Genomic DNA, 17,449 nt, shown 5'->3' with positions numbered 1-17,449 from the left:
CTAAATTACCTCCTCTCTAAATAAAAACTCCAATTTCTTTTTACCTCTAAAAATTCTATTTGATACTGCTGAAACTGACATACCTAATTTTTTAGAAATGTCCACAATTGATTCCTCTACAAAGAATCTTCTTAAAAATATTTCTCGTGTTATATCCTCCATTGTATCTATTTCCTTCAAAATTCTATCTCTCGTTTCTTTGTGTTCTAATTGTTTTTCTAAGGATATCTCATCTGCTATCATAAAATCTTCTAAGGTCGATATGGCTCTTTTATCTTTTTTTCTTAATTCATCTATTGCAATTCTTTTTGTGATTACAATTATCCAGCTAACAAAATTCTTATAGTCTCCTTTAAATGATTTAATATTACTCCATATTCTAAGTAATGAATCATTCATACATTCTAAACTTGTCTCTCTATCATTTAAAACAGAATAGGAAACTTTAAATAAAAGGTTACCATATCTCTCAACTAAATAATCCAATGCTTTTTCATTTTTCTGAATTAGCTCTTGGATTAGATTATTATCATCAATCTTCAAACAATTCACCTCCTAATAGTTATTCAATTATATAAACGTATCAAATTTTTAAACTCTCTCTCTATTTTAAAAAAAAATTAACCTAACTAAAATTATTAGTTAGGTTAATTTTACTATAATACATAGCAGTACTTAAAATTAATTTACATTCTGCATACCATTTAAATATGGATTATAAGTCATGTAAGCATGATTTTCAGTGATATATTCATCCTTAATAAATCCTATATTATCATATACTTTTCTATAAATAGTATTGTTCCTTATATAACCACCCCAAAGCCCAGGTGTTATTGAATGCTCTTTTTCATAAACTTCATATTGTAGCATAGAAGATTCTGAACTTCTCCATTCTCCAACAAGTTCATCTTTAGTTAAATAAACTACAAGCTGAAAGTCACTATTAGTTCCATTAAATATTTGTAAATCTAATGAACTATATGAACAAGTTGCTCCTGAACCAAAAGGCTGAGTTCTATTTGAATCTGGGAATATATCATGACTATGCCTATGCCTTTCTGTAACTATTAATGGAGTATGCAATGTCATCCAATATATTAAATTAGATAGCTGACATAGCCCACCTCCTACTCCTGCCTTAAAAGTTCCGTCTGGATATAGCACTAGACCATCTAAATAACCTTTTTTATAAGTTAGTCTTCCTATGAGCTTCCAATATGAGAAGGTTTCACCAGGTTTTATTACTAATCCATTTATCTTTTTAGTTGCTATTTTAAGATTTTGAATCTTATTAATTTGCAACCCCATATCTACTCCTTTTAATTTTCTAAGCAGAGGTGTTCTATGCTGAAAAATAATATTTTGATAAAGCTCTTCATTTAGATGTTTTGAGAATTTCTTATTACTGAAATGCCATTCAATAAATCTCTTTATGTCATAATATCTCTTTCCAAAATATAATCTTAGTTTTGAACGATTAATAGGCTTCCTCTCAATATATCCCATACAAAACTCCTAATAACAATTTCTTATAAACATATTATTGTCTAACTTTAGATAGGAACTGCAGCTAGCTGTCATTAATATTTATTGAATTCTGTCAAGTTCTATAAAAACTCCTCCGCCAAATAATATAAGTGTATTATTATCTTTAATTAAAAACGTTGACCCGTTACCAGAAGCATCCACTGCTGATATTTCAGTAACTGTTCCATTCTCTCCTTCTAAGTCCTTAAAGGTTAGATTTGTTCTGAAATTAATTCCAAAATCATTTTCATTTATTACTTTTTTTTCATACTTAGGATTAGTTGCAACATGTTTCATATCATCTAAGGAATCTCCAAAACAAGATGCACTTTCCTTTGAAAAACTAAATTTGCTACCTATTATTTTCTCTACATCCTTGCTTGATAGAGCAGTCGCCACTAAAGTTCCTATTTGCTTTTTAGCTACCCAATTGCCATAGAAACTCTCTTCTTGTTGATTATTTGTTGATTGAGTTGATGTATTCTTAATAGATTCTTGAGCTTTGTTATTATTACTACTTGAATCTGTTGTATTAGTTTTAGTCTCTTCAGAACTTGAATTATTCTTATCATCAGTTTGAGAAACACTCTCTGTATTTTTTTTATTACCTTGTGCACTATCAGCCGTTTTATTTCCACAAGCTACAGTAAAAACACTAGCTACTACTAATAGAATTGTTATTATTTTTTTCTTCATTTATATTTTCCTCAAATCCCAATTTAATCATAAATTTAAATTATTATACAATATTCATTTACATTATAATACATTTTTTTCAATTTATCCATAAGCCATTAATTAATTATTTCTTAAGAAAAAGAAACTCCATAAGGAGTTTCTCTAATGTTTTCTCTAATATTTACTTTACACTTTCGCCAAGGTAAGCTTTTTTAACTTCATCGTTATTCAACAAGTCAGCTCCTGAGCCTTTTAATGTGATTTTACCAGTTTCCATAATATAACCTATATCCGCTATTTTTAATGCAGCATTAGCATTTTGTTCAATCAAAAGAACTGTTGTACCTTCCTCTTTTATTCTTTTAATTATTCCAAATAATTCTTTTACTATAATAGGTGCAAGACCTAGTGAAGGCTCATCCATCATTATTAATTTAGGTCTGGACATTAGAGCTCTTCCTATAGCAAGCATTTGTTGTTCTCCACCTGAAAGGGTACCAGCTAATTGCCAGCTTCTTTCTTTTAATCTTGGGAATAAAGAATATACATTTTCAAGATCTTCTGATATTTCTTTACGATCTTTTCTTGAATATGCACCTATCTTTAAGTTTTCAAGTACTGTAAGATCAGTGAAAACTTTTCTTCCTTCTGGAACTAAAGCAATACCTTTCTCAACCATCTTTTCAGTACTTAATTTAGTTAAATCTATTCCTTCATAGCTAATACTTCCACTTTTAAGTTTTACTAGTCCTACGATTGACTTTAAAGTAGTACTTTTACCTGCACCATTAGCTCCAACTAAAGTAACTATCTTGCCGCTTGGTACTTCTAAACTAATATCTTTTAATGCCTCAATTCCACCATAAGACACTACCAAGTTATCTATTTTAATCATCTTCAGACACCCCCAAATATGCATCTATAACCTTTTTATCATTTTGTATTTCAGAAGGTGTTCCTTCAGCAATTGTAATTCCATACTCAAAAACTTGAATCTTATCTGATAAACTCATAACCATTTGCATATGATGTTCTATCATAAAGATTGATAACTTAAACTTTTCTTTTATTTCCTTAACGAAGTCTGTAAGTTCATCTGTTTCAGTTGGATTCATACCTGCTGCAGGCTCGTCTAGTAGAAGAAGCTTTGGATTAGTTGCAAGTGCTCTTGCTATTTCAAGCTTTCTTTGTTTTCCGTAAGGAAGTGAAGTTGCTTTTTCATACTTTAAACTTTCTAGCCCTACTTCTTTTAATAATTCTATAGACTTCTCAACCATTTCTTTTTCTTCTTTTTTATATTTAGGAAGATTAAAAATTGCTTCCATGAAGTTAGATTTAATATGAACATGATTTGCTATTAAAACATTATCTAGTACTGATAAATCTTTAAAAAGTCTAATATTTTGGAAAGTTCTAGCTATTCCTTTTTGTGTTATAAGGTCTTGTCTAAGACCAGTAATATCATTTCCTTCTAATATGATCTTTCCCTTTGTTGGAGTATAAACATTTGTTATCATATTAAAAGCTGTTGTCTTACCTGCTCCGTTTGGACCTATTAAAGAAACAATCTCTCCATCATTTATTTCTAAATTAAAATCATTAACTGCAGTAAGTCCTCCAAACTGCATTGTTGCATTTTCAACCTTTAATAATGCCATTATTTACTTCCTCCTTCTGTTAGAGGTTTATCACTTGAGTTTTTAAATATTCCTTTCCAAGAAAACTCTTTTGTTCCCATTATTCCATTTCTAAAGAAAAGAACTATAACCATAAGTATTGCTGAGAACACTACCATTCTCAATCCTGGAACTCCATTAAAGCTTATAATACCAAAATTAAAATGTTTCTCCATATCTAAGAATCTTAAAACTTCTCCTAGAATTGTTACTACAAAAGCTGAAATTACTGTACCAGTTACGCTTCCCATTCCACCTATAACAATTATGAGTAGTATATTAAATGTTAAAACAAACTTGAACATATTTGGATCTATAGTTCCCATCAGGTTTCCTAAAAGTCCTCCCCCAACACCTGCAAAAAATGCTCCTATAGTAAATGCGATGGTTTTATGTTTAAATAAACTTATTCCCATACTTTCAGCTGCTATTTCATCTTCTCTTATTGATTTTAATGCTCTTCCATAAGAACTATTCATAAGTGAAACTATAATTATAATAGTAAATATTGCTATACCGAAACTCCAATATAAATTAGTTTTATGTGGAATACCTCTTAGCCCAAGTGCACCATTAGTAACATTTTGAGCATTAGTTATAACTATTCTTATAATCTCTGCAAATCCTAATGTAGCAATTGCTAAATAGTCACCTTTAAGTCTTAATGCAGGAGCTCCAATTAAAAATGCTATTAATGCAGAAACTAATCCTGCAATGATTAACGCTGGTAAAAATGGAATTTGTATATGATTAAGTGGTGCTACCAAAGACTCTAAAAAGAAGTTTTGGTTCTTTACTTTCTCAGACATTGTTAGAAGCGCTGTTGTATAGGCCCCTATAGCAATAAATCCTGCATGTCCAAGTGAAAACATACCTGTAAATCCATTTATTAAATTTAAGCTCAATCCAAGTATTGTATATATTGCACATAAATTTAAAATTCTTATTTTATATGAATCCAAGCCAGTATTGGCAGCTAAAAGTAATAGAAATATAATTAAAATAAGTCCTATATTTAAAAGTTTTCTTTTATCTCTCATACTTACACCTTCTCTGCTAAATTTTTGCCCATTATACCTGTAGGCTTGAATAGTAATATTACTATTAGAAGTATAAATGCAAAGGCATCTCTATATCCAGTTAAGCTTGGAAGGAAGGCAACTATCATAATTTCACCAATTCCTAATATGAAGCCCCCAATAACTGCTCCTTTGATATCACCTATTCCCCCTATAACTGCAGCTATAAAGCATTTAAGGCCTGGGATTATTCCCATGGTTGCAATTATTTGTGGATACTTAACTGACCACATCATTGCCCCAACTGCAGCTAATGCTGAACCAATAGCAAAGGTAAAGGATATTATTCTATTTACGTTTATACCCATAAGCCTTGCTGTATCCACATCCTTAGAAACAGCTCTCATAGCCATACCAACGTTTGTATGATTAACTAAGTATAAAAGAACAAATAATAATACTATTGTAACAACAGGAATTATGAAGGTAAGATTTTGAATAGATACTCCTCCTATAGTAACAACATTCGTAAATATATCTGGTGTAGGGAAGGCTTTAGGCATTCCTCCAAATAATACAATAGCTAGATTTTCAAGTAAGAAGGAAACACCAATTGCAGAAATTAACACTGAAATTTTAGGTGCACTTCTAAGCGGTCTATAAGCTGTAAATTCAATAGTCATACCAAGTACTGCAGTTATAACTATTGCTATAATGAAAGCAAAGTACCAAGGTAGATTAAATGTAGCTACTCCAAAAAATGCAAAGTAAGTAGCCATCATAAAAATATCTCCATGAGCAAAATTTATAAGTTTCAATATTCCATAAACCATTGTGTAACCTATGGCAATAAGTGCGTACAGGCTACCAAGAGAAATTCCATTTGTTAAATGTTGCATAAATATACTAAAAGTCATAATTTCACCACCTATTTTTATTTATCCGGTTTTATAGTATCGAGATACGTAAATTTACCATTCTTAACTTGTTTTAATACTGCATCTTTTACTGCATTATTATTTTCATCTATTGTTATCATTCCTGCAGCTCCTGGGAAATTCTTAGTCTTTGCTATTTCATCCCTTATTTTTACTGGATCTGTGGAATTAGCTCTCTTAATTGCATCTAATATTAAAATGTAGGCATCATATGATAGCGCAGTTACTGCTGCTGGTTCTTTCTTATATTCTTTTCTATATGAATCTAAGAATGTTTTCGATTCTTCTGTTATAGGAGTTTCACTTGCAAAGAAGGTTGAAAATACTGTTCCCTCCACTGCATCTTTTCCTATATCAACAAATTCTGGTGTCTCCCAAGTGTCTCCACCAATTATAGGAGTTTTTATCCCAAGTTGCCTTGCTTGTTTTATTAATAATGCTCCTTCAGTAAAGTTACCTGGTGCAAAAATAACATCTGGATTCTTACTTTTTATATTAGTTAGTTGTGCAGAAAAGTCTTGATCTCCAGTATTATAATTTGCTTTTGCTACAATAGCATTCTTATCCCCAGTCAACTTAATAAAAGAATCAGTAAAAAACTTGCATATTCCAACTGAGTAATCACTTGAAACTTCTTGAAGGATTGCAACCTTTTTTGCCTTTAGTTTCTCAGCAGCATACTTAGCCATTACAGTTCCTTGAAAAGGATCTATAAAGCATACTCTAAAATAATAATCATTTCCTGCTGTTACCAGTGGATTAGTAGCAGATGCTGCTACAGCTGGAACCTTTGCATCCATAACAACATCACCTGCAGCCATAGAGTTACCACTTCCCCAGCTTCCCACTATTGCATTAACATTTTCTTGTTCCACTAGGTTTGCTGCTGCACTTGCAGCTTCAACCTTATCTGATTTATTATCTACAAAAACCAATTCAACTTTTTTCCCGAGTACTGTTGGATATAACTTATTTGCAAGCTTTACCCCTTCAACTTCAAGTTGTCCACCCGCTGCGTTTGCTCCCGTCATTGGTTCAAATACTCCAATTTTAACTACATCACTATCTACTCTTGTTTTTGTTTTAGCTTTACATCCTGCTAAAGTAAATGTAGTTGAGATAGCTAGTACCAAAAGTAATGATATCTTTCTTTTCATAAATATTGCCTCCCCAATTTAGACATATTACTTCAAATTTGTCTTCGATTTAAATTGACATTTTTGAAGTAAAACAGAATTAAAATTGATAAAATATCAATAATTTATCCCTATTATTATTAACTAGTTTATATTAGCATGATATATTTTAAATTGCAACAGAGCTATTTTAGGCAATTTCACTTAATTTCAGAACATTTGTATCCCAATGGTGGACACATCTTTTACAACTTTTATTTCCTTTATTACACTTAAATGAAATAAACATTGCAAACATGCATAATTATTAATTTTTCACCCCATTTATTCCAAATATATCCAAAGGGATTCATGCCCTCCTTCTATATACACAGTTGGACTGTTAAGTACATATGTATTCTATTCATGGACAACCTGTATTATTTTACTATTTTTTTCCCAATAAAATTTTTTTAATTTTTTTATATAAATATGAAAAAAACAACCTAATTTAAATAAAATTAGGTTGTTTAACTTACTAATTATCTTCAATCAATTCTTTAATCTTAACACTTTTCATTTTACTTCTTAAATTTCTAATAATATCATCAACGTATTTTTTATGTTCTAATAATTCTACATCTCTAAGAACTGGTAATAATGATTCATAGAGTGATATACGTTTTTCGAGTGCTGCAATTTCACTACCACTTAAAAACATAGTCCTTGAAACTAAATTTAACTGTTTGAATAGTTCAAAAGATTTATTATATGAAAGTAAAAATGAAAGTAACTTGACCTTTCTCTTGTCCTCAAAATAAGATATTCCATAAAAGAGTACCTGTATTTCTTCTTCTCTATCATAATTTTCTTCAATATATATTTTAATCCAATTATCTTGTTTTTCTTTTATATCTAAGATATCACTGTGTTTTAGATTCAATAATTGCTTTATAAAATCATAAAACATATATCTTTTTTCAATTGTTTTTTCTTTGAAAATATTTACAATTGATGAAACTAATTCAACATAACTCTCACCTTGCCACAAGAATATAAAATCAAAGCTTTCATCTATATTTCTGGAACTCAAAATTATATCTATAAATTCTTCTTTAAATTCATCATCCTTCTCCATTAACTTGTTTAATAAATTCGAATCATAGTTCATTGTTTTATCAATTTTAAGCAGTGTAAAATATGCTTTTCTTAAAACCTTTAAGTCATCCTTAAATACTTCAAATAACTGCTTATAAATATTACTATAAACATTAAATAATGATTTTAAAGTTCTTATAACAGTTAATGGTGATTTTTTTGTTTTACTTAAAACAATATTAGTTACATTTATAAATACTTTAGAATCTGCATGCAGGTAATTTGATAAAAAGCTTATATTCCGTGTCCAACCAATTATCTCATCTTCATTATTAGAGAAATATTCGTATAATTTATTAACATACTCTGTATTTATTTCCTTATCAGGAATTAGTGTAAAGTAACAATATAACCATTTACTCTTATTAAAGTATTCATATTTATTTATTATTCTTTCTGCTTCATCTAATCCTATAACCTCAATCAATCCCTTAATAATCAATTTTGGACTTACACTAATTGATAAGTTTTGTGATAAATAAAAATCTACTACATCTACAAATAGACTTTTATTTACCATTAAGGATGAAAATACTATATCCATGCCTTCTCCTAACTCGTATTCGTCACTAGATGAAAGCTCTCCAAATTCTTTGCAATTGGTTATAAAGCTTTTATAATCTTCTAATTTGTAATCTTCAACATAAACTCTAATATCTAATTCTCTTAGTCTTTCTTCTTTATTATAATTAAATATCTTTAGGTGTTTTCTACCTTTAAGTAATTTGTATATTTTATATCCACCTACATCAAATTTCCTAATGTTTATGTCCTCAGTTTCTAATTGTGCCTTGTCTAAGGCCTCAAATAATGAATCTGCAGCAATACAGTGATTGAATTTATTTTCCTTGAGTTTTTCATTAATAAATAACTTTATAAATTTCATATCGTTTTTTATAACTTCTCTATCAATTTCAGTGAAGTAATCTTCTCCAAAATTTTTTAGAATCTCTAAAACCTCTAGTTGATATTCTTGATTATCATATAATTCAATAAGACTCATCCATATCTTCTCTCTAAGCTTTTCTAGTGAAAGAGAATTTTTTAATGCTATTCTATGAAACAAAATATTCTTTTTTCCCCATGGCTCATTTTCATCAAAAACAAATCCTAAATAATAGTTTGACAGCCTTAGAAATAACATTGTATAAAGTTTATTTTCAAAATTCCTTGTAAGTCTAATAACTTGATCTACAATATTTCTTTGAATAATAAAATTCTGATAATATGAATCTTCATTAAACCCTAATCCATTAACTAACACATAATAAATCATTGGGAAGTCTTCAGGTTTTTTCCTTAAATATTCTAGTATTAAACTAATTGCTATTGGATAATTGTTACTACTTCTGTATTGCACTAAAGTTTTGATACTTTCTGGCACCACCATATATTCATTTTTAGGTATTACATAGCTTTCTGGTTCGTTCATATTGGAAATTAAACTATTTATTCTTTTCTTAATATAAATAAGTGTTTCTGATTCCCTTACAAACCAAAAAGTCAGCATCAATTCTGTTAATCTATAATCATTTTTTCTATCAAAGTTGTCCCAGACAATATTTATCTCTAAATTAATAACCTCATTTACTTTTTCAAAATTGAAATGTGTATATACAGAATTTATTGTTTCTATTATCCTTTGTTTTATAATGGGAAAGTATGCTTCTATTAATTCAGAATAATGAAGAACTTTCTTATCAATAAAAACTAAGTAAAATAGATACGTTGAAAGAATCTGGTCCGATATTTTCACTAACTCATCTTCATATATATCTATAATTTCCATATTGCTTAACTTTTGAATTGATTCACAAAATACACTCTTCTCTATTTCACATATAGTACAGATTTTATTAATATTCTCGCTATCTTTAAGGCTCATATGATTTAGAAAAGTAATTATTCCTGCAATTTTTAGAATGTTTTCATCATCTAAGGCTTGGAGATCTTTTTTTATATTTCTAAAGTACTCTTCTAATAATTGTGTGCTGTCTATTATGCTCTCAAGGGTGTTCTCCTTCACAACTAATTGTGCTGCCATTACTGCAAGTCTAGGGTTACCCTGAGCTATTTGGATTATTCTATCTAAATATAATGAATTGTTTATATTAAATTCTTGCCTTGCCATTTCTTTGATTTGTTCATCAGCTAAAAGATCAATTTTAATAATCTTAGGGTGAGTTTCTTCATAAAACTTATCCAAGATTCTCCTTAGCGCATAATCTCTAACTGTAGCTATTATTTTTAGGTTAATTCCAAGATTTCCTTTGTGTAGATACTCTAATATATCAGTTAGTGGAGTTGTTTGATTTACATCATCTATAAATACTAAGTAGCTACCCGGTTCTGAAAAATATGTTTTCAAATCCTCAAAAATATTTTGTCCATTATTTTTTATGCACCAAACAAGCGTATTCTTATGTCTTTCAGCATATTTCTTACAGCATTCAATTACTAATCTGGATTTTCCTACCCCAGCCTTACCAGCTATTATTGTAGAATCATTTCCTTCTATATTATTTAAGATTTCTTTCAATTCATTTTCCCTAAAATAGAATTTCATTCCCAAAGGTGTTACCATGGAATTTCTATCATAATTAGCTATGAAATCCTCTAAACTCAATATTTGTCCAGTATCCAGTTCTATCCCTAGAAAATCTTTTGCTATTTTGGGGTAGTAAAGATAAATCTGCTGGGAAAGCTCATCTATACCTATTATTCTTAAGCATACATTTTTCTTCTTACATTTTTTTATAAGATTATCTACCTGATTAGTATAGAGCTGTGAGGTGTGACAGTATATTATTTCCTGAATCTCTTCTGCTTTAATGTTAGTTAAAGAAAAATCAAAGCATTTATCAATATCCTCTTCTATTTTCTCATAAAGACTACTTTTTTTAACCGTATATTCTGCAAAGGCGTACTTTCCATTAGGTAAAATAAAATATGAATCTGGAGTTCCTTTTCTTGTACCATCGTTTCCAACTACTGAACCTAAAGAAACAATATGTCCATAACCACATGAAACTAAATAGCTATCTGCAAGCTTTTGAAAACTTCCACCATTTAATTCTAGTATCTTCTGCTGTATTTGATTTAGTTTAGACATAAGCCCCTCCCTCTTTTAATCAATTGCTATTTCTACACTGTTGAAAATCATTGATTATTTACGGGCTTTTTTTATTTTTCTCCATCATTATTGTTTGGTTTATCCACGTTTATACTTACTTTTCTGGTTGCAAAATCATACCCTCCAGTTGCAGTGAAGGTAACCAAGATGGCATTAATTAGCATAATATACAAATTACTAAAGGATATAGTATCATGATATATACCAGATATGAGTATGGTTATAAAAGCTACAAGGAATGTAAAATACCTTGTGGGGATCTTTTTAATAAAAGGTATATCTTTTAGGAATTGGACTATAAGCATTGTTACAATTACTGTGCCTACATAGCTAGATAAAAAATCAAAAGTTATAAAATCATTGATTTCCATGCTCTTACCTCCTTAAGTTAATTAATATAACTTAATACTTCTCTTTTATAGGCTAAATTCCTTTTTTTGTAATATTTTTTTAATAATTTTATAGTTATTTTCAAGAAAATTTTAAACTTAATTAAAATTCCTATAATATCTTATATATATTTAACAATATGTGGACGCACGTAAATTATGCTTATTTAGTCTTTATTATTGTAAATTTATATGCATAAGAAAAAGCTATATCAAGAGATACAGCTTTATTTAAATTCATTGTTTAGTTTTGAAGTTTATATTAGGTTCATCAATTATAGTTTTTCTCTAATAAAAACCTACCAAAATCCTTATCCATATTACTTATATGATTTACCCACCAAGTAGCTATAGATTTTTGAGCATTAATTATAAATAATGTTGATGCGCCAGAAGTTGCAAATGTTCTTCTTAAATCTTTAAGTTCCTTTTTAAACTGTTCATGCTGTATATGTTGCAATGTATAATTAGGATAACTATTATTTTTTTGAATTTCTTCTTCTTCTTTAAAATGCTCTATTACATGCTTTTCTAAATAATCTAATGAACTTATAATATCCATGGATTGTTTACCTTTTTTCATAGCTTGTAATGATTTATTAATAAGTAGAAATAACTCTTTGTGATGATTATCTATACTATCAATTCCAGTAGTGAAATTATCATCCCAAATTAAAATCATAATAATCCCCCTTACTATATATTATATATATACATATTCTAGCGAAAACTCCAAATTCCTCTTTAAATTATCAGAATTTTTAAACTTTTCTGATTTTATTTTTTCACATTTCATAACACCCTCAACTAAAATCAAAAAATCAAAATCTGGTGAACAATTGACTTTAATCTTAATATTATATTAGAGGAGGTGGTATAATGCCTGCTAATAGAACTGGAAATCAGACTACGAATACTTCAACCAATACATCAACTCCTTCTGGTGGTACCAGCAATAATGTTATAAATACTGGTAATGATCAGTTAGACTTAGAGCTAATAGAAAGAGAAATACAAGGGACTATGATTTCTATACTAGCTAATTTATCGCTTCTTGCTTCTGCAAATAAAAACAGACAACTAATTCTTGATAGACAAAATGGCATTAAGTCTTCCAATCCTTTGGAAGCAACGCAATTAGCGGCACTATCATCACTACTTACATTGTGCTCAGCTACCATACTTAGTGAAATTGCTGAGATAAGACTTGTAGAAAGAGAACAAAACATAGAATCAGGAACTGCTAAGGGGACCATAACCCCAAACATAAATATAACTTTTGGCTATAAAGTAGTTATTAGCGGTCTTGTTTTTAGAGCTATAGGAGCTTTACAAAGATTACAAGAGGAAGATCAAATAACTATATTATAAAAATAACCATCCTTTACTCACACAAAGAATGGTTATTTTTTATTATAATTTAAGTGTTTTATATTGTAAGACTAAACATATGGAAAATAAAAACTCTTGCCTCTCACTGTTCAAAATGCTAGTATAATTATACGGATTTCAGGTCTCCAAGTGGGACTTAATTAGTCAGTAAAACCGAGCAGATATTGGCATATCTGCTCTTTTTATTTGCAAATAAAAAGTAGAGTCTCCTCTACTTTCATTCTTCTAAGTCTTTAATTTATAAATTTCATTATTCAAACACTTTAATTACCTGTATTTTTCCAACTATGAATTTATTAAAGTTCTCCAGCTCTTCTGCTGTAATCCATAATTCTTGATGATAGCTACGTCCTACAGTTTGCACTTCAAATTGAGAAATATATGCATCATCAATTTCAAATTTCAAAACGTATCCTTTATACTGAGAACTAGAATCCTGCGTATTCCACCTCTGGGCAATTTCCTCTGCATATTTTTGATTAAGTACTGGATAAAAAATAGGTTGTTGAGGTAATCTCGGTGGGAATAATGTATAATTGCTCTTTTCAATTAACTCTAACTCAGCTTTACCAACTGGACGGAAAAGATCCATAAATATCACTCCAAAACTCTAATTATTACTTTATTATGAACTTGGTTTATTCAATATGATATATACCTTTAATTAAATCATCTTCACTAATATATTTAACCTTGTTATATCCTTTTGATAAACAATAGTTGTACATCTTAGATACTAATTGTTCCTCTTTACTCCAAAATATAACCTCTGAGCAATCATATACACCAAAAGCAATTTCACAACTACTTTCTAAAAACTCCCTATATGTTGATACCCTTTGTACCTCACTTTCATTCAAAAACGCTCTTAGTGTCACAAATATCATATAGTAAGTATTACTAACTGCTTTATCAAACAATTTATCTCCACTTATTATTTCTTCATTATATAAAAACTTACCAGTAAACTCATTATCTTTAATCACATGAATTTCATCATTATCAATTAGCCATTTAAAATTGCTAAATGGCATACCCATTAATATATCAATAGCTATCCATTCAATCCTTTGATTCGCCTTTTCTAAATATTTAAGAAGTTTTCGAATGTCTCCACCTGAAAACCATATTATTGGAAAACGTATTTTTCTACTTTCCTTATATATACTCATTGTTGCTTTGAAAAACTATTTTTATCATAAAAACGTTCCGCTATATTGACTGCATTTATACGCCAATCCTCTGTGCCATCAACACAGATTACTGGACACATAAGCATTTCTCCCCATTGCTCGATTTTTGATAGAGGACGTGAGGCTACGAAATCAACAAACTTCAAATGCTGCTCATGCATATCGCCACCTTCGCGAATGCGTTCTCCATGTTTCTCATACTCACGCTGCTCTATACGTTTTATACGTAGTTCAATTGGTGCTGATATAAATACAGCGAGTTCGTACAACTGCGGAATTGTATCGCCAAAGTCTCCAGTGACCGCAGAAATGACAAAGGAGTGATGTTTTTTTATGTCAGCGAGCATTAAATTCAAACAATCCTCATTCGCGCGTTCTATGGTATATGGAAATTCTGACTTTTCAAAGTGATAATCTTCAATGTCCATATACTTAAAGTTCAATATATTTGCCAATTCACGTCCAAGTGTAGACTTGCCACTTCCATTTGCTCCGAACACAATTATACCTTGCATTTTACACACTTTTTAACCTCCTGAACATTGTAAAATAATATTTACGAAATTCAATTAAGGCTTTCCGTTAATCCTTTCCTTTGTGTATTAGCTAACTCAACTTTTTAAGATTGAATTTAATTAAAGGACTTATACCATTCCCTTATGACTTAAAATTAAAATTACTCTAGCTACATATAGGAAAATTTAAAAGCAAATTAATTATTAGCCTATCCCAAGGAAAAGGATTATATAGTTTGCCACAATAACTATACCCATAACACAAGCTTTAAAATAGTTTTCGACATTTTGTCCCATAGAGGTAAAATAACTTGTTGAATTACTATAGGGGGTTTTTATTAGAAAAAGAAATAATATCCGTTAATTTAGATAGCGAGGTTACTTTTGCAATTCTACTTTGATGCATCTTATCAGAATACTTTGAACTAACGATGTAACTGATTAAATAATTTTATTTAATTAATACTATAAATTTCACCAGTTCTTAATTCGTGGGAATACTTTTCAAAATCTGGCACATCAATATCTTTCGCCTCTTTAATTGCCTTTTCAACATTATAGGGAACTCTAACTAATGAAATTGAAATACTGGACTCTTCTATAGCCCCGTACATTCCTTCAATAATCCCATAAGAGGCTTGAGACACTTTCAACGGAACCCCTACACTCCCTAAATTAATTATAGTTTTCTGATTAAAATTTTGTATATACGCCACATGTATATGCCCATATATAAGCACATCACATTCTTTAGTTTCATTGCTTGGCGGGTTAAATAATCTTAACTTCTCTTCAATAGTTGCTGTGGATTGGACACTATCAAACACATTTGTAGGAGAAGCATGACATAATCTTATTAATTTACCACTCATGTAGAAATCAAAATACAATGGTAACTCCTTTAAATACCTTAATTGACTTTGATTCAATCGAGAACTATTCCATTCTAAAAAATAACTATCATTTACTTCAGAAATAAGATAATCCCAATTTCCTTTTAAAACAACTTCACAATTATTTCTTATTGTATCAACTGCAACTTGAGGGCTTGCACCTTTACCTGCTAAATCTCCTAAACACATAATTCTACTAATTCCCCTATTTTTTATATCTAATAGCACTGCTTCCAAAGCAGGTATATTAGCATGAATATCAGAAATTAATGCTATTCTTTCCATATTAAATCTACCCCCATATCATATATAAATTTGTAGAATCGTAATAATATAAAAACTCCAGTCAATATATTGATTAAATTATACCATTCAATTACAATAATTCAAATTAATACTACTTCATCATCGGTAAATGTATTAATGATAGTCTTTGGTTCTCTCTGCCAACTTACATTTAAACAAGGACTCTTTAACAGATACTCTTCCTTTACACTGTATACAAAGAATGCCCTTAAGCATTTAAGTATTCCATTAACATAGACTTCACTTAACCCCTTACTAATAAGAAATTTAAAATATTTCTTAATATGTAAATGTGACACTTCCTCTAACTTCGTTATATCAAACTCACCTTCTATAAAATTAAAAAACCTTCGGTTATTGTTTTTATAATTTTTTATTGTCCTGCTACTCATCTTTCTAATCTCACAATCAAAAATAAATTCTTTTAACACTTCTTCTAATAACATAAAAAATACACCTTTATAAACTTTTATATAAGTTTATAAAGGTGTACTACTTGCATATCCATAACGGCTTTAACAGAAATTGAACTTATACCATAATGGGTTAGTTTTTTTAATGTTTACCATAATAGATAACGGCAACTTAACATCAACAATTTAGACTAAACCATTGATTTATCTACTAGCCTTCCCATCCTTCTGGGAACTCAGCATTGTGATAAACATCTTGAACGTCATCATCATCTTCAAGTAAATCAAGCATCTTTTGGAACTTCTTAGCATCATCTTCATTAATAGCTGTATATGTATCTGGTATCATCTTTACAGCTGCTTCTAAGAATTCTAATCCAGCCGCTTCTAACGCTTCTCTAACTGCTCCAAAATCATCTGGTGTAGTTGTTACTACAAACACTTCTTCTTCTGAAGCAAAGTCTTCTGCACCAGCATCTAAAGCTAACATCATGATTTCATCTTCATCTTTATCTTCTTTTTCTATTACTATTTCGCCTTTTTCTTGGAACATGAACCCAACACAACCTGATGCTCCCATGTTTCCGCCACCTTTAGTAAAGGCACTTCTAACATTACCTGCAGATCTATTTTTATTGTCTGTTAGAGTTTCAACTATAACAGCTACTCCTGATGGACCGTATCCTTCATATACTATTGTTTCATAGTTAACAGAACCTAATTCACCTGAAGCTTTTTTAATTGCTCTAGTAATAGTATCATTAGGCATATTTTCAGCCTTAGCTTTTGCTATAACATCTCTTAATTTAGAGTTAGATTCTGGATTTGGTCCTCCATTTTTTACACTAACCATAATCTCTTTACCTATCTTTGTAAAGATTTTACCTCTTTTAGCATCTGTCTTACCTTTTTTTGCTTGTATATTATGCCATTTTGAATGTCCTGACATTAAACTTCCTCCTAACTTTGTACCTTAAAAGTTTGTATTATATATAATGCATTAAAGAATTTACATGTCACTGTTAAGCTCTTAGACGCTTCAACTAAGAGTTTGACAATAAGATGTACTATGATTTTTGCATTATATTATATAATAATCCT

General features: G+C 29.6%; 18 protein-coding genes. 1 reads left to right on the top strand and 17 read right to left on the bottom strand.

The window, feature by feature from the left end:
* From PTZ02_RS02695 to PTZ02_RS02645, 11 genes are all read right to left on the bottom strand, one after another.
* A complete protein-coding gene (locus PTZ02_RS02695) occupies window positions 1–543 on the bottom strand; it encodes a sigma-70 family RNA polymerase sigma factor (RefSeq protein ID WP_274226279.1) in 543 nt (180 codons plus the stop codon).
* A gap of 138 nt (window positions 544–681) precedes the next feature.
* On the bottom strand, window positions 682–1,509 hold the full coding sequence (locus tag PTZ02_RS02690; RefSeq protein ID WP_274226278.1) for a VanW family protein: 828 nt from the start codon (window positions 1,507–1,509) through the stop codon (window positions 682–684).
* Window positions 1,510–1,590: 81 nt separating this feature from the next.
* Complete coding sequence (locus PTZ02_RS02685; RefSeq protein WP_274226277.1) at window positions 1,591–2,226, bottom strand: hypothetical protein; 636 nt, start codon at window positions 2,224–2,226, stop codon at window positions 1,591–1,593.
* Between the two features lie 163 nt (window positions 2,227–2,389).
* Window positions 2,390–3,103: an ABC transporter ATP-binding protein gene (locus PTZ02_RS02680; protein WP_274226276.1), complete on the bottom strand. Its 714-nt coding sequence runs from the start codon at window positions 3,101–3,103 to the stop codon at window positions 2,390–2,392.
* Window positions 3,096–3,866, bottom strand: coding sequence for an ABC transporter ATP-binding protein (locus PTZ02_RS02675; protein WP_274226275.1), 771 nt, complete (start codon window positions 3,864–3,866; stop codon window positions 3,096–3,098). Before PTZ02_RS02675 ends, PTZ02_RS02680 begins: the two co-directional genes overlap by 8 nt.
* Complete coding sequence (locus PTZ02_RS02670) at window positions 3,866–4,924, bottom strand: branched-chain amino acid ABC transporter permease (RefSeq protein ID WP_274226274.1); 1,059 nt, start codon at window positions 4,922–4,924, stop codon at window positions 3,866–3,868. Before PTZ02_RS02670 ends, PTZ02_RS02675 begins: the two co-directional genes overlap by 1 nt.
* 2 nt (window positions 4,925–4,926) lie before the next feature.
* Entirely contained in the window at window positions 4,927–5,820 is an 894-nt protein-coding gene (locus PTZ02_RS02665) for a branched-chain amino acid ABC transporter permease (protein WP_274226273.1), read from the bottom strand.
* A 17-nt stretch (window positions 5,821–5,837) separates the two neighbouring features.
* A complete protein-coding gene (locus PTZ02_RS02660) occupies window positions 5,838–6,998 on the bottom strand; it encodes an ABC transporter substrate-binding protein (protein WP_274226272.1) in 1,161 nt (386 codons plus the stop codon).
* Between the two features lie 496 nt (window positions 6,999–7,494).
* Window positions 7,495–11,226, bottom strand: coding sequence for a hypothetical protein (locus tag PTZ02_RS02655; protein ID WP_274226271.1), 3,732 nt, complete (start codon window positions 11,224–11,226; stop codon window positions 7,495–7,497).
* Window positions 11,227–11,297: 71 nt separating this feature from the next.
* Window positions 11,298–11,618 (bottom strand): hypothetical protein, encoded by a 321-nt coding sequence (locus PTZ02_RS02650; protein WP_274226270.1) that lies wholly within the window; start codon window positions 11,616–11,618, stop codon window positions 11,298–11,300.
* A gap of 289 nt (window positions 11,619–11,907) precedes the next feature.
* Complete coding sequence (locus tag PTZ02_RS02645; RefSeq protein WP_274226269.1) at window positions 11,908–12,318, bottom strand: bacteriohemerythrin; 411 nt, start codon at window positions 12,316–12,318, stop codon at window positions 11,908–11,910.
* Window positions 12,319–12,515: 197 nt separating this feature from the next.
* On the opposite strand from PTZ02_RS02645, the gene PTZ02_RS02640 reads away from it, so the two are divergent.
* On the top strand, window positions 12,516–13,007 hold the full coding sequence (locus PTZ02_RS02640; protein WP_274226268.1) for a hypothetical protein: 492 nt from the start codon (window positions 12,516–12,518) through the stop codon (window positions 13,005–13,007).
* A gap of 271 nt (window positions 13,008–13,278) precedes the next feature.
* Here PTZ02_RS02640 and PTZ02_RS02635 read toward each other — a convergent pair whose 3' ends face one another.
* The 6 genes from PTZ02_RS02635 to PTZ02_RS02610 all read right to left on the bottom strand — a co-directional run bounded on the left by PTZ02_RS02635 (window position 13,279) and on the right by PTZ02_RS02610 (window position 17,297).
* Window positions 13,279–13,620 carry a hypothetical protein gene (locus PTZ02_RS02635; RefSeq protein ID WP_274226267.1) on the bottom strand — a complete coding sequence of 114 codons (342 nt, stop codon included), beginning with the start codon at window positions 13,618–13,620 and terminating at the stop codon, window positions 13,279–13,281.
* Between the two features lie 46 nt (window positions 13,621–13,666).
* Window positions 13,667–14,200: a DUF2691 family protein gene (locus tag PTZ02_RS02630; protein WP_274226266.1), complete on the bottom strand. Its 534-nt coding sequence runs from the start codon at window positions 14,198–14,200 to the stop codon at window positions 13,667–13,669.
* The gene (locus tag PTZ02_RS02625) at window positions 14,197–14,736 is read right to left on the bottom strand and encodes an AAA family ATPase (RefSeq protein ID WP_274228056.1); all 540 of its coding nucleotides are present in this window, start codon (window positions 14,734–14,736) and stop codon (window positions 14,197–14,199) included. Before PTZ02_RS02625 ends, PTZ02_RS02630 begins: the two co-directional genes overlap by 4 nt.
* A 455-nt stretch (window positions 14,737–15,191) precedes the next feature.
* Window positions 15,192–15,914 (bottom strand): metallophosphoesterase family protein, encoded by a 723-nt coding sequence (locus PTZ02_RS02620; RefSeq protein WP_274226265.1) that lies wholly within the window; start codon window positions 15,912–15,914, stop codon window positions 15,192–15,194.
* Between the two features lie 101 nt (window positions 15,915–16,015).
* Window positions 16,016–16,381 (bottom strand): tyrosine-type recombinase/integrase, encoded by a 366-nt coding sequence (locus PTZ02_RS02615; protein ID WP_274226264.1) that lies wholly within the window; start codon window positions 16,379–16,381, stop codon window positions 16,016–16,018.
* Window positions 16,382–16,559: 178 nt separating this feature from the next.
* A complete protein-coding gene (locus PTZ02_RS02610) occupies window positions 16,560–17,297 on the bottom strand; it encodes a YebC/PmpR family DNA-binding transcriptional regulator (protein ID WP_274226263.1) in 738 nt (245 codons plus the stop codon).
* Window positions 17,298–17,449: the final 152 nt, after the last annotated feature.

It is taken from the genome of Clostridium sp. 'White wine YQ', assembly GCF_028728205.1.
In the GTDB taxonomy this organism is placed as follows: Bacteria; Bacillota; Clostridia; order Clostridiales; family Clostridiaceae; genus Clostridium_T.
Note: the sequence above shows the minus strand (reverse complement) of the source record. Positions and strands in the feature narration are given on the sequence as shown.